General features: G+C 64.0%; 18 protein-coding genes. 8 read left to right on the top strand and 10 right to left on the bottom strand.

The features are described 5' to 3' along the window. Positions 1–30: 30 nt before the first annotated feature. From aroA to serC, 4 genes are all read right to left on the bottom strand, one after another. On the bottom strand, positions 31–1335 hold the full coding sequence (gene aroA / locus FA85_RS17070; protein ID WP_036114582.1) for a 3-phosphoshikimate 1-carboxyvinyltransferase: 1305 nt from the start codon (positions 1333–1335) through the stop codon (positions 31–33). Then, positions 1332–2444, bottom strand: coding sequence for a histidinol-phosphate transaminase (hisC, locus tag FA85_RS17065; protein ID WP_081907534.1), 1113 nt, complete (start codon positions 2442–2444; stop codon positions 1332–1334). The genes aroA and hisC overlap by 4 nt, the downstream gene beginning before the upstream one ends. Next, a complete protein-coding gene (pheA, locus tag FA85_RS17060) occupies positions 2441–3541 on the bottom strand; it encodes a prephenate dehydratase (RefSeq protein ID WP_036114583.1) in 1101 nt (366 codons plus the stop codon). Before pheA ends, hisC begins: the two co-directional genes overlap by 4 nt. Positions 3542–3621: 80 nt before the next feature. After that, a complete protein-coding gene (serC, locus tag FA85_RS17055; RefSeq protein ID WP_036114585.1) occupies positions 3622–4707 on the bottom strand; it encodes a 3-phosphoserine/phosphohydroxythreonine transaminase in 1086 nt (361 codons plus the stop codon). 167 nt (positions 4708–4874) lie between these two features. Between serC and FA85_RS21160 the strand changes: the two genes are divergently transcribed. Then, on the top strand, positions 4875–11168 hold the full coding sequence (locus tag FA85_RS21160; protein WP_051943792.1) for a Tc toxin subunit A-related protein: 6294 nt from the start codon (positions 4875–4877) through the stop codon (positions 11166–11168). On the opposite strand, the gene FA85_RS17045 is transcribed toward FA85_RS21160, so the two are convergent. Then, positions 11158–11931 carry an FHA domain-containing protein gene (locus tag FA85_RS17045; protein ID WP_036114587.1) on the bottom strand — a complete coding sequence of 258 codons (774 nt, stop codon included), beginning with the start codon at positions 11929–11931 and terminating at the stop codon, positions 11158–11160. The genes FA85_RS21160 and FA85_RS17045 overlap by 11 nt on opposite strands. A gap of 126 nt (positions 11932–12057) precedes the next feature. Between FA85_RS17045 and FA85_RS17040 the strand changes: the two genes are divergently transcribed. Then, complete coding sequence (locus FA85_RS17040; RefSeq protein WP_036114590.1) at positions 12058–12333, top strand: polyhydroxyalkanoic acid system family protein; 276 nt, start codon at positions 12058–12060, stop codon at positions 12331–12333. 88 nt (positions 12334–12421) lie between these two features. Next, positions 12422–12640: a translation initiation factor IF-1 gene (gene infA, locus FA85_RS17035; RefSeq protein ID WP_019466733.1), complete on the top strand. Its 219-nt coding sequence runs from the start codon at positions 12422–12424 to the stop codon at positions 12638–12640. A gap of 86 nt (positions 12641–12726) precedes the next feature. Here infA and FA85_RS17030 read toward each other — a convergent pair whose 3' ends face one another. The 3 genes from FA85_RS17030 to clpS form a co-directional block, all read right to left on the bottom strand. Beyond that, positions 12727–13326: an ATP-dependent Clp protease proteolytic subunit gene (locus FA85_RS17030; protein WP_036114591.1), complete on the bottom strand. Its 600-nt coding sequence runs from the start codon at positions 13324–13326 to the stop codon at positions 12727–12729. Positions 13327–13432: 106 nt separating this feature from the next. Further along, on the bottom strand, positions 13433–15700 hold the full coding sequence (gene clpA / locus FA85_RS17025; protein ID WP_036114594.1) for an ATP-dependent Clp protease ATP-binding subunit ClpA: 2268 nt from the start codon (positions 15698–15700) through the stop codon (positions 13433–13435). A gap of 80 nt (positions 15701–15780) precedes the next feature. Continuing rightward, the gene (gene clpS, locus FA85_RS17020; RefSeq protein WP_036114597.1) at positions 15781–16113 is read right to left on the bottom strand and encodes an ATP-dependent Clp protease adapter ClpS; all 333 of its coding nucleotides are present in this window, start codon (positions 16111–16113) and stop codon (positions 15781–15783) included. Between the two features lie 88 nt (positions 16114–16201). On the opposite strand from clpS, the gene FA85_RS17015 reads away from it, so the two are divergent. The 3 genes from FA85_RS17015 to hflD all read left to right on the top strand — a co-directional run bounded on the left by FA85_RS17015 (position 16202) and on the right by hflD (position 18526). Then, positions 16202–16726 (top strand): NUDIX hydrolase, encoded by a 525-nt coding sequence (locus tag FA85_RS17015; RefSeq protein WP_343122856.1) that lies wholly within the window; start codon positions 16202–16204, stop codon positions 16724–16726. Further along, on the top strand, positions 16723–17817 hold the full coding sequence (gene mnmA / locus FA85_RS17010) for a tRNA 2-thiouridine(34) synthase MnmA (protein ID WP_036114603.1): 1095 nt from the start codon (positions 16723–16725) through the stop codon (positions 17815–17817). The genes FA85_RS17015 and mnmA overlap by 4 nt, the downstream gene beginning before the upstream one ends. Before the next feature lie 82 nt (positions 17818–17899). Continuing rightward, positions 17900–18526 carry a high frequency lysogenization protein HflD gene (gene hflD, locus FA85_RS17005; RefSeq protein WP_036114604.1) on the top strand — a complete coding sequence of 209 codons (627 nt, stop codon included), beginning with the start codon at positions 17900–17902 and terminating at the stop codon, positions 18524–18526. Between the two features lie 3 nt (positions 18527–18529). On the opposite strand, the gene FA85_RS17000 is transcribed toward hflD, so the two are convergent. Further along, positions 18530–19459 carry a LysR family transcriptional regulator gene (locus FA85_RS17000; RefSeq protein ID WP_036117981.1) on the bottom strand — a complete coding sequence of 310 codons (930 nt, stop codon included), beginning with the start codon at positions 19457–19459 and terminating at the stop codon, positions 18530–18532. 230 nt (positions 19460–19689) lie between these two features. Here FA85_RS17000 and acnA point away from each other — a divergent pair, with 230 nt between their 5' ends. Beyond that, positions 19690–22437, top strand: coding sequence for an aconitate hydratase AcnA (acnA, locus tag FA85_RS16995; protein WP_036114606.1), 2748 nt, complete (start codon positions 19690–19692; stop codon positions 22435–22437). A 79-nt stretch (positions 22438–22516) separates the two neighbouring features. Here acnA and FA85_RS16990 read toward each other — a convergent pair whose 3' ends face one another. Continuing rightward, positions 22517–22951 carry a hypothetical protein gene (locus FA85_RS16990; RefSeq protein ID WP_036114607.1) on the bottom strand — a complete coding sequence of 145 codons (435 nt, stop codon included), beginning with the start codon at positions 22949–22951 and terminating at the stop codon, positions 22517–22519. A gap of 122 nt (positions 22952–23073) precedes the next feature. On the opposite strand from FA85_RS16990, the gene FA85_RS16985 reads away from it, so the two are divergent. Then, complete coding sequence (locus tag FA85_RS16985) at positions 23074–24771, top strand: AMP-binding protein (RefSeq protein WP_036114608.1); 1698 nt, start codon at positions 23074–23076, stop codon at positions 24769–24771. Positions 24772–24899 lie beyond the last annotated feature (128 nt).

Genomic DNA, 24899 nt, shown 5'->3' with positions numbered 1-24899 from the left:
AAGCGTACCCCCTATGACCGCACGGCGGAATCAGACGACCGAGAGATTGAAGCCCAGACCGTTGGCCAGCTCCATGAACCCCGGGAATGACGTGGCGACATTCGTACAGTCGCCGATCGAGATCGGCGCGGAAGCGACGAGGCCGGCGATGGCGAAACTCATCGCGATGCGGTGATCGCCGTGGCTGTCGACGTTGCCGCCACCGATCGTGCCGCCACGGATCATCGCGCCGTCCGGCAGTTCGTCGATCAGCACGCCGCAGGCCTTCAGGCCGTTGGCCATGCTGGCGATGCGGTCGGACTCCTTGACCCGGAGTTCGGCCGCGCCACGGATCGTGGTCATGCCCTCGGCCACCGCCGCCGCGACGAACAACGCCGGGAACTCGTCGATCATGTCCGGCACGATATCGAGCGGCAGCGCCACCCCGTGCAGCTTCCGATAGCGAACGACGAGGTCGCCAATGTCTTCACCGCCGCTGCTGCGCTCGTTCTCGACCGCGATGTCCGCACCCATGAGTTCGAGCGCAGCCAGCAGGCCGGTACGACGTGGATTGAGGCCCACACCCTTGATCCGTACATACGAACCGGGCACCACGCAGGCTGCGACGATGAAGAACGCCGCCGAGGAGAAGTCGGCCGGGACGTCCACGTCGACCGCGGTCAGGCGGTGACCGCCCTCCAGTTTCGCCTTGCCCGGCGAATACTCGATGGGCCAGCCGAACGCCTTGAGCATGCTCTCGGTGTAGTCGCGGGTCGGATGCGGCTCGATGACCTCCGTCGTGCCTTCGGCGTACAGGCCGGCCAGCAATAACGCCGACTTGATCTGGGCACTCGCCACGGGCGGCCGGTAGCTGATGCCCCTGAGCTTCGCGCCGGCGTGGATGCGTAGCGGCGGCTTGCCGTCCTCGGTGTCGATGGTCGCGCCCATCAGAGCGAGCGGATCCGTTACGCGCCGCATCGGCCGGCGCGACAGCGATTCATCACCGACCAGCGTGCTGCCGAACGCCTGACCGGCAAGCAGGCCGGCAAGAAGACGCATCCCCGTGCCCGCGTTACCGCAGTCCAGATGGTCCGCCGTGCCGCGCAGGCCGTGCAGGCCCACGCCGTGAACGACACGCTCGCCCGGCGCCGGCGTTTCGAAGCGCACGCCGAGCTTGCCGAGGATCGCCGCCGTGGCGCGGGTGTCCTCACCTTCCAGGAAGCCGCGGATATGGGTCACACCGTCAGCCAGGGCGCCGAACATCAAGGCGCGATGGGATACGGATTTGTCACCGGGTACGACGATGTCGCCGTGCAGGCCGGTGCCTGCGCGGCTTTGCCAGTCCATGCGGCTCATGGCAGGTTCTCCAGAAGACGTTGTAATTCAGCGCGACTGCCGATGCTGATGCGTACCGTGTCGGGCAGGCGATAGCCACCCATGGGGCGCACGATGACGGCGCGCTCGAAGAGGTGCGCCTCGAACGAGGCGGCGTCGCGACCGAGATCGACGAGCAGGAAGTTGGTCTGCGATGGGAGCACGCGCATGCCGTGCGCCGTGAGCTCCCCGGTCAGCCACGCGCGATCGCGACGATTGACCTCGCGCACGCGGGCGCGATGCTCGTGATCGCCCAGCGCCGCTTCGGCCGCGGCGAGCGCCACGACATTCACGTTGAAAGACTCACGCAGGCGTTCGCACACCGCGGCCACGGACGGATGACTCGACATGTAGCCGATACGCAGCCCGGCCAGACCATGCGCCTTGGAGAAGGTGCGCGTCACGACCAGATTGGGGAAGCGACCCAGCAGGTGCAGCGCCGTGCTGAGGCCCGCCGCGTCGACGTACTCGTGGTAGGCCTCGTCGACCACCACGATCGTTTCGTCTGGCACGCGCTCGAGAAAGGCTTCGAGCGCGGCGTCGGTGAACCAGGTGCCGGTCGGGTTGTTCGGGTTGGCCAGATAGATCAGCCGCGTCGTCGGCGTGACCGCCGCGGCGATGGCATCGAGGTCATGACCGTACGGCGCCTCCGGATGATCGGCCGGCAACGCCGGCACGGCGATACCCGGCGCGCCGGCGGCAGCCGCCGCGATGGGAAACACCGCGAAGCCATACTGCGAGAACACCACCGGGTGATCCGCATCGGCGAAGCACTGCGCCAGCAACATCAGCAGTTCATGCGAACCGTTGCCCAGGGTTATGCCGGCCAGCGGGACGCCCAGTTCCGACGACAGACGCTCTTTGAGCGACTTGCCGCTGGGATCGGGATAGCGCCACATCTCCTCGAGCACGCGCGTCGCCGCCTGCGTGGCGAGGCGGCTCGGGCCGAGCGGATTCTCATTGGACCCGAGCTCGGAAATCACCGCACCGAAACGACGGCGCAGCGCGGGCAGGTCATGACCGGGATCGTAGGCACGCAGTGCCGACGTCGCCCGGTTGGCGAGCGCCGCCGCGTCGAACACGCCGGTCACGGCAAGGCGACCGGGTAGGAACCGAGCACGCGCACGTCGGCAGCCGCGGGCTTCATTTCCTCGAGGGCGGCCTTCATCGACTCGTCTTCGACATGGCCGGAGACGTCGATGAAGAACGCGTACTGCCACTTGCCCGTGTGCGCCGGACGCGACTCGATGCGGTTCATGCTGATGCCGTGATGCGCCAGCGGGCTGAGGACGTCGTACAACGCACCTGGCTTGTCACGCACGGACACCAGCAGCGACGTGCGATCGTTACCCGACGGCGGGAAGATCGAACGACCGATGACGAGAAAGCGAGTCGTGTTGTCCGAGCGGTCCTCGATGGGGCCGGCCACGGTCTTCAGACCGTACACACGCCCCGCCGTCTCGCCAGCGATGGCCGCGGACTCCGGCGACAGCTTCGCCGTGCGCGCAGCCTCCGCATTGCTCGACACCGCGATGCGCTCGGCGTTGGGCAGGTTGACACGCAACCAGCCCTGGCACTGCTGCAGCGACTGCGGGTGCGAGTAGATGCGCTTGACGTCTTTGAGCTCGCCCGTGAGCGAGAGCAGGTTCTGGTGGACGCGCAGCTCCACTTCGCCGCAGATGGTGGCTTTGGACACGAGGAACATGTCCAGCGTCATCTGAATCATGCCCTGACCGGAATTTTCGACCGGGACGACGCCGAAATCGGCATTGCCCGCGGCGACTTCCTGAAAGACTTCCTCGATGCTGCCCAGGGGCAGACCGTAGGCGGCGTGACCGAAATGCTTGCGCACGGCCTGCTCGCTGAAGGTCCCCTCCGGGCCGAGGAAGCCGATCTTCAGCGGCTGCTGCTGCGACAGACACGACGACATGATTTCACGGAACAGACGGACCAGCTCGGCATTGGGCAGCGGGCCGTCGTTACGGTCGATCACGCCGCGCAGGACCTGGGCCTCCCGTTCGGGTCGGTAATACTCCACCGCAGCCTTCAACGGGCCTTTGGCCCGGCCGACCTGCTGTGCCCAACGGGCGCGCTCGCTGATGAGCGACTGCAGTTGCTGGTCGATGCTGTCGATGCGCGTACGCGCTTCGACGAGCGTGGCTTGCTTATCGGTGGGGGTCTTGCTCATGGACTTCCAGGCGGCTAAGTGGTTGCAAATGAAACGGTTATCACCGCAAACGGCATGCTGCAGTGCGGTGACTCCCGACTTTAACCGTGCCGCGCCATAAAGTCCCGCATGAAATTCACGAGGACGTCGACAGCCTCCTGCGGCACCGCGTTGTAAAGCGACGCACGCATGCCACCGACGGCCTTGTGGCCCTTGAGCGCCAGCAGGCCGGCTGCCTCGGATTCGGCGAGGAAAGCCGCATCCAGTGCGCTGTCGTGAAGAGTGAATGGCACATTCATGCGCGAACGAGCGCTCACTTCGACCGGGCTGCGATAAAAACCGTCCGAGCCATCGATCGCGTCATACAGCGTCGAGGCCTTGCGCGCATTGCGTTCGCCCATTGCGACGAGACCGCCCTGCTCTTCCAGCCATTCGAACGTGAGCCCGGCGAGATACCAGCCCCAGGTGTTCGGCGTGTTGAGCATGGAGTCGTTCGCTGCATGCTCCGCGTAGCGAAAAATCTTCGCCATCGGACGGCCCGCGCGTGCCAGCAGGTCGTCCCGCACGATCATCACCACCAGCCCCGACGGCCCGATGTTTTTCTGCGCGCCAGCGTAGATCATTCCAAAGCGCGAGACGTCCACCGGCTCGCTGAGGATGTTCGATGACATGTCCGCCACCAGGGGAACACCACCGGCATCCGGCACGTCATGAAATTCGACCCCATGGATCGTCTCGTTTGGCGTGTAGTGCAGGTAGGCCGCTCCCGGATCGAGATCCCACGTGTCACGTGCAGGCAGCGCAAGATAATTCGCCGATTCCGACGTCGCTGCCACGCGTGCCGTGATGTACGGCGACGCCTCACGTACGGCCTTCTCGCCCCAGTGCCCTGTAACGACATAGTCGGCCGACGCGCCCCCGGGTGCCAGGTTCATCGGTATCTGCGCGAAATGCTGGGTCGCCCCACCCTGCAGGAAAAGCACCTTGTACCCGGCCGGCACGCTCATCAGCCGGCGAAGACGCGCTTCGGCCTCCGCTGCGAGGATCATAAAGGCCTTGCCGCGATGCGAGAGCTCCATGACCGATGCCCCGGAACCGTTCCAGTCCAGCATCTCCGCTTGCGCCCGTCGCAGCACCGCTTCGGGAAGCGCTGCCGGACCGGCACTGAAATTCCATGCTCGCGACATTGTGAGTCCACTCAGAAGGGAGGCCTCGATTATGCCGAAAAGTGCCCTCGATCGCGCCTGACTTTGCGTCAGGACATTAGCGAATTTCACGACGGCTGAATGCTTTAAGGACTGTAATCCAGACCGTAAGCGGTAAAGGATGCCGCCCTCGACGCAAGGAAGCGAACATGCCGACCCATGCCATCCCGAGCACCGGGATCTCCGCGAGTGACCTGGCCTCGGGCCTTAGCCGCCTCGGATTCATCTCCTGCCTGGACGTCGTCCGCCAGGGACGACAAGCCTTTCTCGAACACGCCCGAACGATCGACACGCCTGCGGGCGCCGACACCCCGACCGACGCCGATGCGCTCTACGACGCCGCACTGAGCCGTGCCTCATCGCTGGCCCAGTGGCACAACCGCCTCATTGCCCGCCAGTCCCCGACCACTCGCGCCCTCCGCAAGCTGGACGCGGGGGACGCGAGACAGCGAACCGTCGCCACCATCGGCGATGGCACGCAATACGACGACTGGTTCGCACGCGCCGGGAATTACGCCGCCACGGACTCGGTGGCCAGCCTGTTCTCGCCTGCGAGTTACCTCGTCGACCTCTATCGGCAGGCGAAAAAGCTGCACCTTGTGAGCAGCGTGTTTCACATCGACAAACGCCGACCGGATCTGGCGACGTTCGTACTCAGCCAGGCCAATATGGATGACGAGGTACCCAACCTGACCCTGGTCAATGAGATCCTCGCTACCGCCGTCGACGCCAAATGGAATCTCAAGGAAGAAAAGTCCCCGCCCTTCGAGCTTCCGTACGATGCCGACGCCGATCTCGTCGACGAGTGGATCCGGGGCCTCGGAACCACGGAGGCATCCATACTGGATGCTTTGTTCGATGATGTTGCCGACGCATTTGAACCGGCGGTGTCTTACAACGACAGTGCGCCCTGGCGCGTAACGCCGGAACTTTGCCGGGCGACGCTGCGCTGGGCCCCCGCGCGTATGGCAACCTTGGCCAAGGGCGCGACGCCCTGGCGGACGCCGACTCCCGATAGGGTGACCGACCTGACGCGACAGACCGGGTTATCTGTCGGGCAAGTGCACGATCTCCTGGCAGTCGAGCCAGCGTTCGGACCCGACGGGTTGCGCACGAACCCGAAAACCTACGGCGCCTATTTCATCCACGATGGCAACCACCCCCTCCCGCACGCCGCGTTCGAAATCGTGCATGACAAACCCGGCGACCCTGGCAAGATCGTCAACGGAGGCAGTGGCAACTGGGACCGCATGCTATGGTCGATCGCCATCCAGCGATCTCTCGGCATCTCGTTCGAAGACATCGACTGGATAGGTCGACAAATCGATTATGACGTCACCGACCTCCGTGCACATGCAAGGCTCTATACGGCCTTCAGCCAGATTCGCGATCTCCACGGCCTTTCCGCAAACGCATTCGCCGGACTCGTGGGCGACCTGAACAGTTACGGTCGTCCGAGAGAAGCGTCGTTCCTGTGCACCGTCTATTCACCTGCCATTCTTCCCATGCTCGGCAAGAAGTACGATTTCCTGGCAAGTGCCGGTTTGGCAGAGAACAGTCCCATGAAGTGCATTTGCGAGGCACTGGGCATGCTCCCGGACCAGGTCGAACGTTGCATACGAGAGGGCTTTGCGACGACCAGACAGGTCGAAGTCAATGTGCACCTGCTCAGTGGTCTCTACCGCGCCTCCCTTATTGCCAGGCTCGTCGGCCTGACCATGGGTGAAACCCTGGCGTTGTGGGACCAGATGGAAACGACTCTCCTTCAGCAGCTCTTCGAAACACGCGCATCCAATCTCGCGGAACGGTCCATTCGCATCCTCAAATGCACGTACACCGTCGCCTGCTGGCTTCGCGAACAAAAAATGGACGTGGACACTCTCGTCCGCCTGACGGCGCAGACGCACGCGACGACCGTCGACGACAACATCCTGAAGTTTGTCGCCAATCTGCATCAGAGTGCGCAGGAGGGAACCGACGCGGAAGCGCACGGTTTGACTGGCGCGCTTACGCAGGCCAGGATGATCTCGCAGCTGTCCCGACACGTCGCCACGCATTTCGGCATGAAGGCCGAAGCGGCAGCAGCCATGCTCTCCTGGGTCGACGAAGTGATCGTGGAAGCGGATCCGGAGCTGGAGGGATACGGTTCCGCGACGTTCTGGAAAGACGCATTCGCCAACCCGCAGACCAAGCATCCGCTGGGCCGCGAGGACCTGCCTCCAAACCTGATCCGGTACGTGCGCGTGCTCACCCAGTTCGCCGAAGTCTGCTGCCGCTATGGATTCGAGGAACAGGACATACGCCTCATCATCGCACCGAACGGATATAGCTCACCGATTTACAAGGGACAGACACCCGCACTGCGCCTGCCCACGCTTTTTCATCTGGCCTGGTACGCAGCATGGCGAGACGGCATTAAAGGGGATATCAGCCAGGCCAGACTGAAGCTCGTCGAGGCGGTACAGGCGATGGAAGGCGAATACGACATCACCGAGTTCGCCATCCTGAACGCGTGGCCCGTCGACGATACGCGACATATTTTCACCGGCGAACTCGAATCGAAAATAAGCACCTTGTCCGATATACGCCGAATTCAGGCGCGACTGGCTCAGTGCGACCTGCTGAGAATCGACCATCCGCAACTCACCGTTTTCGAGTCGACGTTCGCGTTGAAGGACTCAGCCGAGCCGACTTTCACCGATCGCGGCCAGCACGCAGCCATCGCGCGTGCCGCTCTCAACCACGCGCCAGCCTCCGTGCAGCGCGGGGTGAGTGAGGCCTGCGCCGAGCGTCTGCGCGATGCGCGGCTCGCCTGCTACATCCGACTGAACGACTGGGGCACATTGAAAGGCCGCATCAACACGCCGGACGACCTCTACGAGTATCTCCTGCTCGATCCGCTCGTCACCGCGAAGCCCACCACTTCCCGGCTGGCCGAAGCGATCGCCAGCGTGCAGCTCTATTTGCATCGCTGCAGGGAGGGCATGGAACCGGACGTGATCGCATCGGCACTCGCCGAGCTGAAGCGGCCTGGAGGCTATTTTGACTACTGGGACGCCTATCACAAGCGCTACGGCACATGGGCGGGCCTCCAGCGGCTTCTCAGGTACCCAGGCAGTTTTCTCGATCCCGCACTGCGATACCGAAAAACCGAAGCATTCAGCAAGCTGGAGAATGCATTGGCATCAGCCAGGCTGAGCAAGGAGCACACCGAAAAGGTGTTTCGCGAATTCGTTGCCGCTACGTGCGATCGTCTCGACATGCGGTACGACTCGGCGTTCCTCGTGGAGGACGGAAAAAATACTCACATATTCATGTTAGGTCACATGGAACAGAACCCACGGCGGTACTTCTGGCAGCGCGTGGACAATCCCTACGTTTCGGCGTGGAAATGGTCTGACTGGCACGAAGTTACGTTTCAACCGGGCACCAGGGAACTGGTGCGACCAAGCATCTTCGTATATCGGTCACGGCTTCACGTTGCGTGGTGGTGCATCCGTCCCAGCAGCGAGGCCAGCACTGAGCCGACACCCCTTTACGACATAACCCTGATGATTGCCGTCCAAACGACGGATAGCGGATGGACGTCCTACACCTATGACGTGGTGCGCGGAGAGAAGTTCACGCTCTACACGGACGGGACCGTAGGCGTCGCCGGAGATTACAGCTTCGGCATCGTAGCGGCCTTGTTCACGGGAACGGTGATGACACGCTTTCTTATCGTCTCCCCCGACATGACGAAGAAACCCGAGAGCGAATGGCCTTTACATAATAATTTCTCACTCACCGTACGTGACGTCCCCGGGCGAATCCACGTAAGGCAAACGCTTCATTACAGAGAGCTTGAAAATAGTAGTGACGACGACGGAGTCGTAGCAGACGACGAAGTCAATTCAATGAAAGTATCGAATTACCACGATGACTTTCCCCATGCGAGCCTTGTTTTCGAGTACCCAGGAAAAGCCTTTGGCAAAGTAACTCTTGACCTGATCGGTACGAACATTGTCATCGCCCATCGCTCGGTTTCCAGCCACCTCATTGCAGCGCTATCCCGAGGCATCGAGACGTTTCTGGCTTATCGTACTCAGCACGACATGCCGTCCGACTGGCCTGCCTGGCATACTGGATATGGGTACTATCTGTGGGAGCTCTTCCTCCACGCCCCGCTGCTCATCGCGAGCCGCCTGATCGACGAACAGGATTTCGACGAAGCCACTACCTGGCTAAGCCGGCTTTTTTCTCCGTCCGGGTATATCGGCACCAACGGCGCCCCGCTGCTCGACAGTGCCAACAAGCCGCTCTACTGGAATCCACTCCCGCTGCAAGACGACGTCAGCTGGGGTTCAACGGGGACGGAAAGCACCGACGACCCCGACATCATCGCGATGCTCGACCCCATGCACTACAAGCTGGCCATCTTCCAGCGCTGGCTGAAGCTCTACCTCGACCGCGGCGATCGCGCCTACCGGCAACAGACGCGCGACACGCTGACCGAAGCGAAGATGTGGTACGTGCAGGCGTCGCAGCTGCTGGGTGAGCAGCCATACTTTCACGAGGTGCCCGGATCGCTATGGCCCAACCCCTCGCTCTCGAGAGCTGCCACATCGACCCTCGGCGCGCTGGATGTTCTCGAGGGCACGGTCGAACCCGGCGAGGAACTGCCTGCCGACCCGGGCCCTCGTGGCCAGATCGATCTCATCGACGGCATGTTTCTCTCACCCCTGGACGACGACACCTTGCAGTGGTGGCCACGAATCGCCATGCGCCTGCGTTATTTGCGTGCCGGTCTGTCGCTCGATGGCCGGCCACTGGTTCTGCCTCTCTATGAGACGCCCGTGTCGCCACGCGAGCTACAGCAACGGCGCCTGGCGGCCGGTGCGAATGGCCGCAACCTCGGTGGACCAGTGCCGGCCATGCCTGTCTACCGCTTCCTTTATGCGCTCGAACGCGCGCGCTCGATCGTTCGCGAGGTCATGCAATTCGGCATGACCTTGCAGTCACTGATGGAACGAAAAGACGGCGATGCCATGGGCGCGTTGCGCGAGGATCAGGCGGTCGCTATCCAGGCGCTGGTCAAAGACGACTACCTCGATCGTCAGCGGCAACTGCAAACGACCGAGCGAGGGCTGAAACAGAGCCGGGCTCGCGCCGAACAGCGACGGGACCACTACCAGTCCCTGATCGATCGCAACCTTCTGTCCGAGGAGACGGCGGCGCAGATCATTCGTTACGCATTGCCCCCGCTCTACCATCTGACGGCCGGCGCAGGCGCCGCGGCGGCATTCCTGGACACCGTACCGAATTCGTACACCGGGGGAATGTCGTTCGGTGTCGGCGGCAGCAAATGGTCGGCCGTCGGCAACGCCGTCGTCCAGGGCATGCAGCTCGAAGCGGCCGGCATGGAGTCGGTCGCAGCCGGCCTTGAACAGAAAGCGGCCTACGCCGTACGCCGCGACGAATGGAACACGCAAAAGACACTGGCCGAAGGCGACATCGAACAAATCGACATCCAGTTGGAAATCAACGCCAGCGAACAGCGACAAGCCATCGATGCGAGCGAACTGCTCGACCTGCAATACGAGCATGCCAGGGCAACGCGCGACCTGCTCGCCACCCGTTTCAGTTCGCAGGAGCTGTTCGGCTGGCAGGCGAGCCGCGCCAGCACGCTTTATTACCAGTTGTACGACATGGCACTTGGTCTGTGTGGTGAGGCGCAAAGTGCCTACGCCTATGAAACGAGGCAGCCGGAGGGGTTCATTCTTCCCGGGGTCTGGGATGACCTGCATCAGGGCCTGCTGGCTGGAGAGGGATTGCTGCTTGGTCTGCAACGTATGGAACAGGCATTCCAGCAGCAGAACATCCGCCCACTGGAAGTGGAACGGACGGTATCGCTGGCGGCGCTCGCCGACCAGCCACTGGCCGACCTGATCGCAGAGGTCATGGGGGCAGACGCGGGCGAGGGCATGAGCATTCGCGACAGTGGAGCGCTCAAGGTGGAGTACGGCAAGCAGGGACTCGATATCTCATTCTCGCTCAAGGATGCGGGCATCGCGACGGATTACCCGGCCTCGATGAACCTGGGCACCGCACGACGGATCAAGTCGATGGCACTGACCCTGCCCGCCCTCCTCGGTCCTTACGAAGATATCCGCGCACTGCTCGGCTATGACGGCGCTTACGCCAGCGACATGCCGCGTGGATGCCAGGCGGTGGCTATCTCGCGGGGGCTGGCCGACAGCGGGCAATTTGTCCTCGATTTCAACGATGCGCGCTACCTTCCGTTCGAAGGCATCCCGGTCGACGACCCAGGCGAGATCCGCCTGAGTTTCCCCGACCCTGCCGACCGGCCGCAACGGGAGATGCTGCTGAGTATCACCGACGCCATCCTGCATGTGAGGTACACGATCCAGGAGGACGCTACGACACGACGGGTCAGAGCTTGACGAAGAGCACCAGCGCGATGCCGAGCGCGAGCAGCGCGGCGGTGACGATCAGCCACCAGACATCCCCGCGGGCGCCGCCGGACTCGTCGTTCGCCGCGTCGGCTTCGACTTCCGGCTCCGGCATGACGACAACCGGTTCGGCCGACCAGCCGGGACCGTCGACGACGAAGCGATGCGCGGCCAGGCCGATCTGGTCGCCTGGCTGCAGCACGGCGCGGACGAGCTTGACGCCATTGACCCTGACCGCATGCCTCGCAGGCACACGGGACCCGTCGAGGATGAGTTCACCGCCTTCCCAGGCGAGTACGAGCAAGGCGGCATCGTTGCCGGGCAGCTCGAGCGGCAGCGCGCCATGGGTGGCACCGAGCTCGAGCCGGTCGCCCACGGCGATGACGCGGCCGGACAACGGCCCCGCCACCGGGCGCAAGGCGACGGTGCAGCGGGCTTCGGTGGGCTCGACCGTCTCGCGGGCATCGAGGTCGGCATCGTCGCGCAACAACATGCGGCAGTCGCCAAGCGACAGGCTGTCGCCCGGACGCAGCAGCGCACGCTCGCGCACGGGACGGGCATTGACGTAGACACGGCCCGTCTCCGGGGCCACCTCGAGGACGAGGCCGCGGCGGTCGCGATGGATGGTGACGTGACGCGCGGCCACCTGGGTTTCGGACACGACCAGGTCGTTGTCCTCACCACGGCCGATCGTGAGCACGGGCCGTGACCAGTGGAAATCACCGCGAGCCGAGCTGACGAATTCGATGCGCATGGAGGAACCGGGACGTTGACGAAGCGACTTTAGCAGAGTGCGGTATCTGTTTGAACTTAAAGGTGTCGACGTAGCGTGATGCCGGTCCTGCTAGACTCCGTCGCTTTCCACACACAGGAGACTCCCATGGCGAAGATCGACATCCGCCGCCCGCACGGCAGGACCGTGGCCGAGGCGCGCGCCGTGGTCGAGAAAGTGGCCGCCCGCATGAGCGAGAAGTTCGGCACCGAAGGCAGCTGGAACGGCGACACCATGAGCTTCGCCCGGTCCGGCGTTAAGGGCGCCATCGCCGTCTCGGATACCGACGTGCACGTGACCGCCGAGCTGGGCATGTTGCTCTCGCCGCTCAAGGGCACCATCGAGGAAGAAATCCGCAGGAAGCTGGACGAGCACTTCGCCTGAGACCGCCCCGTGGGGTGACTCGGGCGGGCGGGCATGGCATACTAAGGGACTTATGCGGCCATTCCGGCCGTTCATCGACCCGGAACACATGGCAAAAGACGACGTCATCGAAATGGAAGGCACGGTCCAGGAGACCCTGCCCAACACCATGTTCCGCGTGCAGCTCGAGAACGGGCATGTCATTACTGCCCATATCTCCGGCCGTATGCGCAAGCATTACATCCGCATCCTCACCGGCGACAAGGTGAAGGTCGAGATGACCCCCTACGACCTGACCAAGGGTCGTATCACCTACCGTATGAAGTAAGCGCGTCTCGCGCTGCACCGGGTAGGTGCCGAAAAAAAGCCGCAGCTTTCGCCGCGGCTTTTTTGTTGTCGCGATTCCTGAGGGAATCAGTCGCGGCGCACGTCTTTGCGATGCTCGACGATGCGCGAGACCAGGCCGTACTTCACCGCGTCTTCGGCCGACATCCAGAGATCGCGCTCGATGTCTTCGCGCACGCGCTCGATCGGCTGGCCGCTCTCACGGGAGATGACGCCAGCGATGCGCTCGCGCGCCTTCATGATCTCCTTGGCCTGAATCGCGATGTCGCTGGCCTGACCACCCGCGCCGCCGCTCGGCTGATGGATGAGGAAGCGCGTCTGCGGCAGGCAGACACGACGCTCGCGCGGCGCACCGAGGTACAGATGCGTGGCGGCGCTGCCGACCCAGCCGGTGCCGATCATGTTGACGGGCGCCGTGATGAAGCGGACCACGTCGTGGATCACATCGCCCGACTCCAGGTGACCACCCGGCGAGGACACGATCATGTCGATCGGGGCGTCGGATTCGGCATCCAGCGCCAGCAGGCGACGGACGGTATCGGCGGCGACCGAGTCGGTGATCGTGCCGAACACCAGCACGGTACGCGCGCGGAACGCTTTCTCTTCGAGGAACGTGCTGCCCTGGCCCTGACCGGCGGTCGGCTTGGGCTCGGTTTCGTTGCTGAACATGTGCGTTATCTCCATGGGGCAGTATTTACTTCTGGCGGCAAAAAAGGGCGGCCCGCAGGCCGCCCTTTCTCTCAAGCCAGCATGTCTTTCAAACCATCATTCCAACTCAAGCCGTCAGAGCCGCCGGCTCAGCCGACTCAGTTTCCACGTGAAGCTCGTCGCCGTCCACCGACAGCGTCACCTTGCCGCCATCGGCGAGCTTGCCGAACAGCAACTCGTCGGCCAGCGCACGCTTCACCTTGTCCTGGATCACGCGAGCCATCGGGCGGGCACCCATCTGCGGATCGAAGCCGTGTTCCGCCAGCCAGCGACGGGCCTCCGGGGTCACGTCCACGCTCACCTTCTTCTCGGTCAGCTGGGCCTCGAGCTCGATCAGGAACTTGTCCACCACGCGCAGGATATGGTCGAAGTCCAGTGCGTTGAACTGGATGACCGCATCGAGACGGTTGCGGAATTCGGGCGTGAACATCCGACGGATGGTCTCCATGGCGTCGGTCGCGTGGTTCTGCTTCACGAAGCCGATACCGCGGCGCGAAGCCAGCTGCGCACCCGCGTTCGTGGTCATGACGATCACCACGTTCTTGAAGTTCGCCTCGCGACCGTTCGTATCCGTCAGCACACCGCGATCCATGACCTGGAGCAGGATGTTGTAGACGTCCGGGTGGGCCTTCTCGATTTCGTCCAGCAGCAGCACACAGTGCGGATGCTTGGTGATCTGCTCGGTGAGCAGACCGCCCTGGTCGAAGCCGACGTATCCCGGAGGCGCACCGACCAGGCGCGAGACCGAATGCGCCTCCATGTACTCGGACATGTCGAAGCGCACCATCTCGATGCCCAGCTGCATGGCAAGCTGCTTGGTCACCTCCGTCTTACCGACACCCGTGGGCCCGGCGAGCAGGAAGCTGCCGATCGGCTTGGACGGATCGCCCAGGCCGGAACGCGCCATCTTGATCGACGAGGACAGGGCTTCGATCGCACCGTCCTGCCCGAACACGACCATTTTCAGGTTGCGCTCGAGATTGCGCAGAACGTCACGATCCGAGGCCGAGACCTGCTTGGCCGGGATGCGCGCCATCTTGGCCACGATGTACTCGATTTCCGGCACGTCGACCTTTCCCGTGCGCTCGTCTTCCGGGAGCAGCCGCTGGCGGGCGCCGGCTTCATCGATGATGTCGATGGCCTTGTCCGGCAGCAGGCGATCCGGGATGTGCTTGACGGAGAGGTCCACGGCCGCACGCAGGGCTTCACCGGTATATTCCACCGAGTGATGCTCTTCGAAGCGGGTCTTCAGGCCCTTCAGAATCTCGATGGAGTCGGCCACGGTGGGCTCGACCACGTCGATCTTCTGGAAGCGACGAGCAAGTGCACGGTCCTTCTCGAACACGCCCCGGAATTCCTGGAACGTCGTCGAGCCGATGCAGCGCAGCTCGCCGGAGGCAAGCATCGGCTTGATCAGGTTCGAGGCATCCATCGTGCCGCCCGAGGCCGAGCCCGCCCCGATGATGGTGTGGATCTCGTCGATGAAGAGGATCGCGTTGGGCTGCTTCTTCAGCTGACCGATGACCGCCTTCAGGCGCTTTTCGAAATCGCCGCGGTACTTGGTGCCGGCGACAAGGGCACCCAGGTCCAGCGACCAGATCGTGCAGTCTTCAAGCACTTCCGGCACCTGACCCTCGACGATGCGCTTGGCCAGACCTTCGGCCAGGGCGGTCTTACCCACGCCGGCTTCGCCGACGTAGAGCGGGTTGTTCTTGCGACGGCGGCAGAGCACCTGGATCGTGCGCTCAACTTCGTCCTGGCGGCCGATCAGGGGGTCGATCTTGCCCTGGATCGCCAGTTCGTTGAGGTTAGCGGCGTATTCGCTCAGGGGGTTGCCCTTGCCTTCGCCGCCTTCCTCGCCGTCACGCTCCGGGTTCTGAGCGGCCGCTGCCGACTCGTCGCCAATCTTGGCGATGCCGTGCGAGATGTAATTGACCACGTCCAGCCGGGTGATTTCCTGCTGATGCAGGAAGTACACGGCGTGGGAGTCCTTTTCGCCGAAAATAGCGACCAGCACGTTGGCACCGGTGACTTCCTTACGGCCCGACGACTGCACGTGGTAGACGGCACGCTGGAGCACGCGCTGGAAACCCAGCGTGGGCTGCGTGTCACGCTCGTCACCGGCCGGCAGTACCGGCACCGTTTCAGCGATGATTCGCTGAAGATCGGCCGAAAGTCGCGGAAGATCGACGCCGCAGGCGCGCAGGGCGGCCAGGGCTGAGGTGTTTTCAGTGAGCGCGAGGAGCAGGTGCTCGACGGTCATGAATTCGTGGCGCTGCTCACGGGCCTGCTTGTAGCAGTGCCCGATGGTGACTTCGAGATCCTTGCTGAACATACGGACCGTCTCCGATAGCTGTGGGCGGCGGGGACCAGCCCCATGTTTCATTGCCGCATGAACACCAGATGGGGGAGCGCCTACATTTTTTCCATAGTGCACAAGAGCGGGTGCTGATTCGACCGTGAGTACTCGTTGACCTGAGTCACCTTGGTTTCTGCCACCTCGCGAGTGAACACGCCGCACACGCCCTTCCCTCGCGTGTGCACATGGAGCATCACCTGGACCGCCCGCTCCTGATCCATGCCGAAAAACGTACGTAAAACCTCGATCACGAAATCCATGGGGGTGAAATCGTCATTCAGCAAAACCACCTGGAAGAGCGGTGGCTTTGCCGTTTCCGGACGAACGGTCTCGATCGCCAGCCCGTGGCCGCGATCGCTTTCCTGATCGTGTTCGTGTTCCTGGGACATTAATTGACAACCTGTCGGTACGCGATTCGATTATATACACCGGAATTCCGTCGTCCTCCGGCTCGATTTCCACAGGTGATGGCACAATATGCCTTTTTCCAGAGCCCACCCGACCTTTCCGCCGATGCCGCCGACTTCCAACCAGCCTGAAAACGTCTGGCGCCCCCGTGCCACGGTGGCGTGCGTCGTCGCGCGCGGCGATCGCTACCTGATCGTCGAAGAGGACGTCTTTGGCGAAGTCGCTTACAACCAGCCGGCCGGTCATCTCGATCCGGGCGAAAGCCTGCAGGCCGCGGCGATCCGAGAAACCCTGGAAGAAACCGGCCACACCATCGCGCTCGACGCTTTCCTCGGCGTCTGGCAGTGGGCCAGCCCGGAGCACGGCGAACAAGTGCTGCGTTTCGGTTTTGCGGGTCATGTCACCTCATACGATGAGCATCGCCCCCTGGATGAGGGGATTCGCAGGGCCATCTGGCTGCGACGCGACGAGATCGAGGCGCTGGGCTCGCGCCTGCGCAGCCCGCTCGTGCTCGAGACGATCGACGCCTGGCTGGACGGACGCCGTTTTCCGCTGGACGCCGTCACCAGCCGCCTGCCCGAGCCCTCCGCGTGAAGGTGATCCTTGGTGTTTCCGGCGGCGTTGACTCGTCGGTCGCGGCCCTCCTGCTCCAGCAGGCCGGACACGAGGTCGAAGGCATGTTCATGCAGAACTGGGAGGAGGACGACCGCTCCGGCCCCTGCACCACCGACGACGACCGCAAGGATGCCGTGGCCGTCTGCGGCCGGCTGGGCATTCCGTTTCACGCAAGAAATTTCGCCGGCGAGTACTGGGACGGCGTCTTTGCCTACTTCCTTGCCGAGTACGCGGCGGGCCGCACGCCTAATCCCGACGTGCTGTGCAATCGCGAGATCAAGTTCAAGACCTTTCTCGAACATGCGCAGGCCCTCGGCGCGGAGAAGATCGCGACGGGCCACTACGCGCGCGTGGATTTTCACGAAGGGCGCTACCGGTTGCTCCGCGCGGTGGACGCCGCCAAGGACCAGAGCTACTTCCTGCATGCGCTTGGGCAGAAGCAACTCGCCGCCACGCTGTTCCCGGTCGGCGAGATCGAAAAGCCGCTGGTGCGCGAGATGGCGCGCGAAGCCGCGCTGCCCACGCATGCGAAGAAAGACTCCACCGGCATCTGCTTCATCGGGGAGCGCGACTTCCGCGCCTTCCTGTCCGCCTACCTGCCGGCCAGGCCAGGTCCGATGGTCGATCCCGACGGGCGCGTCATCGGTGAGCATCAGGGCGTGATGTATTACACGCTGGGCCAGCGCAACGGCCTGGGCATCGGCGGCCGCGCCGACGCGCCTAACGAGCCCTGGTACGTGGTCGGCAAGGACGTCGCGGCCAACACGCTGATCGTCGCCCAGGGCGGCGAGAACCGCTGGCTGCAGTCCACCCGGCTCACGGCCACCGATCTGACGTGGGTGGCGGGCGAGCCACCCGCCCCCGCCTTCCGCTGCACCGCGAAGACGCGCTACCGGCAGGCCGATCAGGCCTGCGCCGTCGAGATCCGTGGCGACACCTTATATGTGTCGTTCGACGAGCCCCAGCGCGCCGTCACCCCCGGTCAGTCCGTGGTGCTCTACGACGGCGAGGCCTGCCTCGGCGGCGCGGTGATCGCCGCCACGGACGCCACCTACGGCGGCCTGACATGACCCCGCGCCCTTACACGCCCCCTCTACGCTGTAGGAGCGCGCCTTGCGCGCGATCCCCTCTCATTTTTTCCAGGCTTTACCCATGAACGAAGAACGCGTCCTCGCCCTCGCGGGGGTTTTCCAGGGTGCCTCACTGGCCCAGCAACTGGCTACCGAAGGCCGTTGCGAAGATGCCGCATTCGAGGCGAGCGTGGGTAGCGTGTTCCGTATCGACGCGGATTCCGTCGCGTCCGTCTATGGCGGCGTCAGCGGCGTGCGCCGTGGCCTGCGCACCCTCGTGGCTCAGTTCGAGGACGAGACCCGCGATATCGCGGTGATGCGGATGGCGATCACCGTGCTGCGGCTGGAGCGCTCGTTGTCGCGCCATCGCGGTCTGCTCGATCGCCTGCGCGAGGGCATCGTCGCCACGCAGCGGCAGGTGGAGCATTTCGGGATCGAGCACCCGAATGTCGCGGCGCGGCTTGCGGAGATCTATTCGACCACGCTGTCGACGCTGAAGCCGCGCGTGATGGTGACCGGCAACCCGACGCACCTGCAGCAGAAGCCGAACGTGGATCGGGTGCGGGCGTCGTTACTGGCGGCTGTGCGGTCGGCGGTGCTGTACCACCAGATCGGCGGGCGGCAGTGGCATCTGCTGATCTATCGCAAGCAATGCGCGATGCTGGCGAGGGGGTTGCTGACGGGGTCCACGCTGGACGACGGGGGTTAAGGGCTACGAAGCGGCCGCATCCAGGCCCGGAATCGACCCCGCCAGCTCCCGCAACAAGTCCCCGAACCGGCCCAGATCCTCACGCCATGGCGTGGCACTCCGCCAGTAAAGCGCGATGTGACGCCCCGGCCGCGCACCCTCGACCTGCGCCAGCACCACGTTGCGGATCGACCCCAGCCGCTCGTGCGCAAGAATCGGCACCAGGGTGTAGCCGCCGCGCATCGCCACCAGCGACGCCAGGCTTTCCAGGCTCAGGTCCTGAATCCGCTCCGGCCGCGCCGCGCCGGCCATGCCAAGATCCGACACGCCATTGCCATGGCTCTCGGCCATCAGGGTGGCATCGGCGGCATCCAGCTCGGTGAGCGCCACGGAGGCCCTTCCCGCCAGCGGATGCGACGCGTTCAGCATCAACTCGTACGGCTCGAAGAACAACGCCGCGGATTCGAGTCCGGTGGCAGTCGTGCTCGGCGGCGCCAGCACGGCATCGAGCTCGCCTTCGTGAAGGCGGCGCAGCAACCCGCGTGGCTTGCCCTCGGAGATCGTCAGCCGCGCGCCAGGAAAACGCTGCGGGAACGGCTCGATGAAATGCGGCAGCAGATACGGTCCCAGTGTGGACGGCACGCCGAGGCGCAGTTCCCCGCCAAACGCCACGTCCCCGGCACGCGCGGCGTGCTCCAGGTGTTCGGCCGACCCCAGCACGGCCTCGATATAACCCAGCAGGCGCTGGCCGCCGACGGTCGGAACGACCCGCCGGCCACCGCGCTCGAACAAGGGGACGCCGAGGGCCTGCTCGACCTTCTGCACCTGATGCGAGAGCCCCGACGGGCTGATGTACATGGCCCGCGCGGCGCTGGTGAAGCTGCCTTCGCGCGCCACCGCCTGGACCAGCGCGAGGTCGCGCAGCGACACCGACGACAGGGCCATCGAAATCATCGAACGCTGCGTGCCATCAAATACGTTTGCGCCCATCCGCTTACCGCTCCATCCTTTCGCCGCCGAATCATCGCCCGGCCCTGCCCCGAAGCCCGCCATTCTAGCCCGACGCCAGACTCGTGGCGGTCGCACAGGGGCGGCGGACTGCGCGATAATCGACGCTTTGGCGGAACCCCTGCGGGGTTTCTCCAGGCCTCCCCAGCTAAAGAACGTCACGCCAGGAGTACAGCATGAAAGATTCGTTCTCGGTACGAGACAGCATCGAAGTCAACGGCAAGCGCCACACGATCGCCAGCCTCGCCAAGTTCGGCGCGCAGCACGACATCAAGCGCCTGCCGTACTCCATGAAGATCCTGCTGGAAAACCTGCTCCGCCAGGAAGACGGCGTGAACGTCACCTCGAAGGAAATCGAGGCCGTGGCCAAATGGGACGCCAAGGCCGAGCCGGACACCGAGATCTCCTTCATGCCCGCCCGCGTGGTGCTGCAGGACTTCACCGGCGTGCCCTGCGTGGTCGATCTGGCCGCCATGCGTGACGCCGTCGCCAAGCTCGGCGGCGACCCGAACAAGATCAACCCGCTGGCGCCGGCCGAACTGGTCATCGACCATTCGGTGCAGGTCGACGCGTTCGGTTCGGAAAGCGCGCTGGAAGAGAACGTCGCCATCGAATTCGAGCGCAACCAGGAGCGTTACTCGTTCCTGCGCTGGGGCCAGAAGGCCTTCAACAACTTCAAGGTCGTGCCGCCGCGCACGGGCATCGTCCACCAGGTCAACCTGGAGAACCTCGCCCGCGTCGTCTTCACCAATGAAGTCGACGGCGAGTCGTTCGCCTATCCGGATACCGTCTTCGGTACCGATTCGCACACCACGATGATCAACGGCATCGGCGTTCTGGGCTGGGGCGTGGGCGGTATCGAAGCCGAAGCCGCCATGCTCGGCCAGCCGTCGTCCATGCTGATCCCGCAGGTCGTCGGTTTCCGCCTGAAGGGCAAGCTGCCGGAAGGCGTCACCGCCACCGACCTCGTCCTGACCGTGACCCAGATGCTCCGCAAGCTCGGCGTCGTCGGCAAGTTCGTCGAGTTCTTCGGCAGCGGCCTGCAGAACCTGCCGCTGGCCGACCGCGCGACCATCGCCAACATGGCGCCGGAATACGGCGCGACCTGCGGCATCTTCCCGATCGACCAGGAAGCCCTGAACTACATGCGCCTGTCGGGCCGCGACGAAGCGCAGATCGCGCTGGTCGAGACCTACGCCAAGGCTCAGAACCTCTGGCACGACGCGAACACGCCGGAAGCCGAGTTCACCACCGTGCTCGAACTCGACCTGGCCGACGTGCGTCCGTCGATGGCCGGCCCGAAGCGTCCGCAGGACCGCGTGCTGCTCGAAGGCGTGCAGCAGAGTTTCCTCGACGTGGTCGGCCCGCTCACCGCCAACCGCAAGCCGAAGAGCCACGGCGAAGCCAGCTTCAGCAATGAAGGCGGCGGCACCGCGGTCGGCAACGAAGCCAACAACGTCGGCGAAGACGGCGGCGTGCTGGTCGAGAAGGACGGCAAGTCGTTCCGCATCAACGACGGCTCCGTCGTGATCGCCGCGATCACCTCGTGCACCAACACGTCCAACCCGGCCGTCATGCTGGCCGCCGGCCTCGTGGCGAAGAAGGCGGCCGCGCGCGGCCTGACCTCCAAGCCGTGGGTGAAGCCCTCGCTCGGCCCGGGCTCGCTCGTGGTCACCGAATACCTGAAGAAGACCGGTCTGCTCGAAGAGCTCGAAAAGGTCAATTTCTACGTGGTCGGCTACGGCTGCACCACCTGCATCGGCAACTCCGGTCCGCTGCCGGCCGAGATCAGCAAGGGCATCGCCGAGGGTGACCTCGCCGTGGCGTCCGTGCTGTCGGGCAACCGCAACTTCGAAGGCCGCGTGCATCCCGAAGTCAAGATGAACTACCTGGCGTCGCCGCCGCTGGTGGTCGCGTACGCCCTCGCCGGCACGCTCAACATCGACCTGACCAGGGATCCCATCGCCAACGGCAGCGACGGTCAGCCCGTGTACCTCAAGGACATCTGGCCGAGCAACCAGGAAATCTCCGACGCCATCGCGGGCGCCATCAATCCGCAGATGTTCAAGGACAGCTACGCCGACGTCTTCAAGGGCGACAGCCGCTGGAACCAGATCGCCTCGCCGGATGGCCAGACCTACGCGTGGGATGACTCCACCTACATCAAGAACCCGCCTTACTTCGACGGCATGTCCGCCGAAGCCGGCACCATCGAAGACATCCACGGTGCGCGCGCCATGGGCATCTTCGGTGACTCGATCACCACCGACCACATCTCGCCGGCCGGCTCGATCAAGAAGGACAGCCCGGCAGGCCGTTTCCTGATCTCGCGTGGCGTCGAGCCGAAGGACTTCAACTCCTACGGTTCGCGTCGCGGCAACGACGACGTAATGGTGCGCGGCACCTTCGCCAACATCCGCATCAAGAACCTGATGCTCGACGGCGTCGAGGGTGGCTTCACCCGGTACATCCCGACCGGCGAAGAAATGGCGATCTACGACGCCGCCATGAAGTACAAGGCCGACGGTACGCCGCTGGTCGTGCTTGCCGGCAAGGAGTACGGCACCGGCTCGTCGCGTGACTGGGCGGCCAAGGGCACGCTGCTGCTGGGCGTCAAGGCGGTGATCACCGAGAGCTTCGAGCGCATCCACCGGTCCAACCTGGTTGGCATGGGCGTGCTGCCCTGCCAGTTCCAGGACGGCGAGAACGCGCAGACGCTCGGTCTGAAGGGCGACGAAGTGTTCGACATCACCGGCCTGAATCGCGGCGAGTCGAAGACGGCGACGGTGAAGGCCGTGCGTCCGGACGGTTCGGTCAAGGAGTTCACCGTGAAGGTGCTGCTGCTGACCCCGAAGGAGCGCGAGTTCTTCCGCCACGGCGGCATCCTGCAGTACGTGCTGCGTCAGCTGGCCAAGGCCGCTTAAAGCACCACCAGGAGGCTGGCTCCTGCCAGAGCAGGCATCGCGCCGCTCTGGCAGGAGCCAGCCCCGCTGGCGATCTCATTTACAACGCCCGCTTCCAGCTAGCCGTAAAACACCGCCACTCCCCACCGTCCTTACGCCATCCCGTCTCGACGTCATACGCCCCCGCGTTATCCGGCAACACGCCGCTACCGGAGGTAAGCGTCACGGTGAACCTCGCCACTCTCCGCTCGCCACGCGGCTCGACCGTCACCGGCCCCATCAGCACGTGGATGCCCTGCCCGCGCAGTGCGAACAGGCGAACCATGTTCGACAACGCCCGCTTGTCGAATTGTCCGGCGTTACCGTCGAAGTCATCGCTAAGCGCGGCGACCGTGTCGGACGCCTTGCCCGCTTCGGCTCCCGCTGCCGTCGTCGCGATGGCCTCACGAATCCGCTCGTCATCCGGGGTGCGATGACACCCGGACAGCGCGATGACAAGGGCGAAAACGAAGGCGAGGATCGACGGCAATCTCATGGCTTCTCCGGTTGATTTCACGCTGCGTTGCGGCTTGCCGCTATACGCACGCGTATGCTCCAATGCCGCATCGTACGGGACGTGTGCCGTGCGACAGTCATTTTACGGAGCGCGTCCGATTCATGAGCATTGAACGTCCCTGGCTTGCCCACTACCCGGCCGGCATCCCCGCCGATATCGACGTCAACGCCTACCGCTCCGTGGCGGCCGTCTTCGAAGAATCCTTTAAGAAATTTCGTGACCGTCCCGCCTACAAAAACTTCGGCAAGGTTCTGACCTACGGGCAGATCGACGAACTCTCGACCGCGTTTGCCGGCTACCTTTCCGGCGAACTCGGTCTGGTCAAGGGCGATCGCATCGCGATCATGCTGCCCAACCTCCTGCAGTACCCCATCGTGCTGTTCGGCGCACTGCGCCTCGGCCTGACGGTAGTGAACACCAATCCGCTCTACACGGCCCGCGAACTCCATCACCAACTGGAAGACTCGGGCGCGAAGGCGCTGGTCGTCCTCGACAACTTCGCGGCGACGGTGCAGCAGGCCCTTGACGGCACCAAGGTGCACCACGTCATCACCACCGGCGTCGGCGACCTGATCGGGTTTCCCAAGGGCAACATCATCAACTTCGTCGTCAAGCACATCCGCAAGGAAGTGCCTGCGTACAAGTTGCCGTCCAGCATCCGCTTCAAAGACGCGCTCGAGCGCGGCAAGTCGCACGCTCTGCCGCCCGTGGAAGTCGGTCACGACGACATCGCCTTTCTGCAGTACACCGGCGGCACCACCGGCGTGGCCAAGGGCGCGATGCTCACCCACCGGAACATGGTGGCGAACATGCTGCAGGCGGATGCCTGGATCAGCGGCTCGGCCAAGGCCGGCGAAGAGATCATCGTCACCGCGCTGCCGCTGTATCACATCTTTTCGTTGACGGCGAACGGCCTGGTCTTTACGCGCATGGGAGCGATGAACCTGCTGATCACCAACCCACGCGACATGAAGGGCTTCGTCAAGGAGCTCTCGAAAGAGCGCTTCACCGCCATCACCGGCGTGAACACGCTCTTCAACGGCCTGCTCAACACGCCGGGCTTCGCCGACCTCGACTTCTCGGCCCTGCATCTCTCGCTCGGCGGCGGCATGGCCGTGCAGCGCGCGGTGGCGGAGCGCTGGAAGAAGACGACGGGCGTGACGCTGGCGGAAGCCTACGGTCTCACCGAGACGTCTCCGGCCGCCTGCATCAACCCGCTGGATCTGAAGGAATACAACGGCTCGATCGGCCTGCCCATCTCGTCCACCTACGTGCAGATCTGGTCCGATGACGGTGACGTGCTCGGATTCGGCGAAGTCGGCGAACTCTGCATCAAGGGCCCGCAGGTGATGAAGGGCTACTGGAACCGTCCCGACGAAACCGCCAAGGTGCTCGACGCCAACGGCTGGCTGCGCACCGGCGACATCGCGAAGATGGACGAAAACGGCTACGTCTACATCGTCGATCGTAAGAAGGACATGATCCTGGTCTCCGGTTTCAACGTGTATCCGAACGAGATCGAAGACATCGTCGCTCGCCACCCCGGCGTGAACGAAGTGGCCGCCGTCGGTATCGACGACGAGCATTCGGGCGAAGTGGTGAAGCTCTTCGTCGTCCGCAAGGACCCCTCACTGACCGAAGCAGCCCTCAGCGAGTACTGCCGCGAGAACCTCACCGGTTACAAGCGTCCCAAGCAGATCGAATTCCGCGACAGCCTGCCGAAGACGAATGTCGGCAAGATTCTCCGTCGCGAGTTGCGCGACGAGGACCGAAAGAAACGCGCTGCCGCAAAAGCCTGACAAGTGTAGGAGCGCGCCCTGCGCGCGACGCCTTCTGACGCTGGCGCTGCCTTCAAGACTACGCGCGAGCTCCCGGACATGGCCCTGAAACATGTCGCGCGCAGGGCGCGCTCCTACTCGTCCTCCCA

The sequence above is a fragment of the Luteibacter mycovicinus genome, from assembly GCF_000745235.1.
GTDB classification, from domain to species: domain Bacteria; phylum Pseudomonadota; class Gammaproteobacteria; order Xanthomonadales; family Rhodanobacteraceae; genus Luteibacter; species Luteibacter mycovicinus.
The sequence above is the reverse complement of the archived record's forward strand: the minus strand, read 5'-3'. Positions and strand labels throughout refer to the sequence as shown.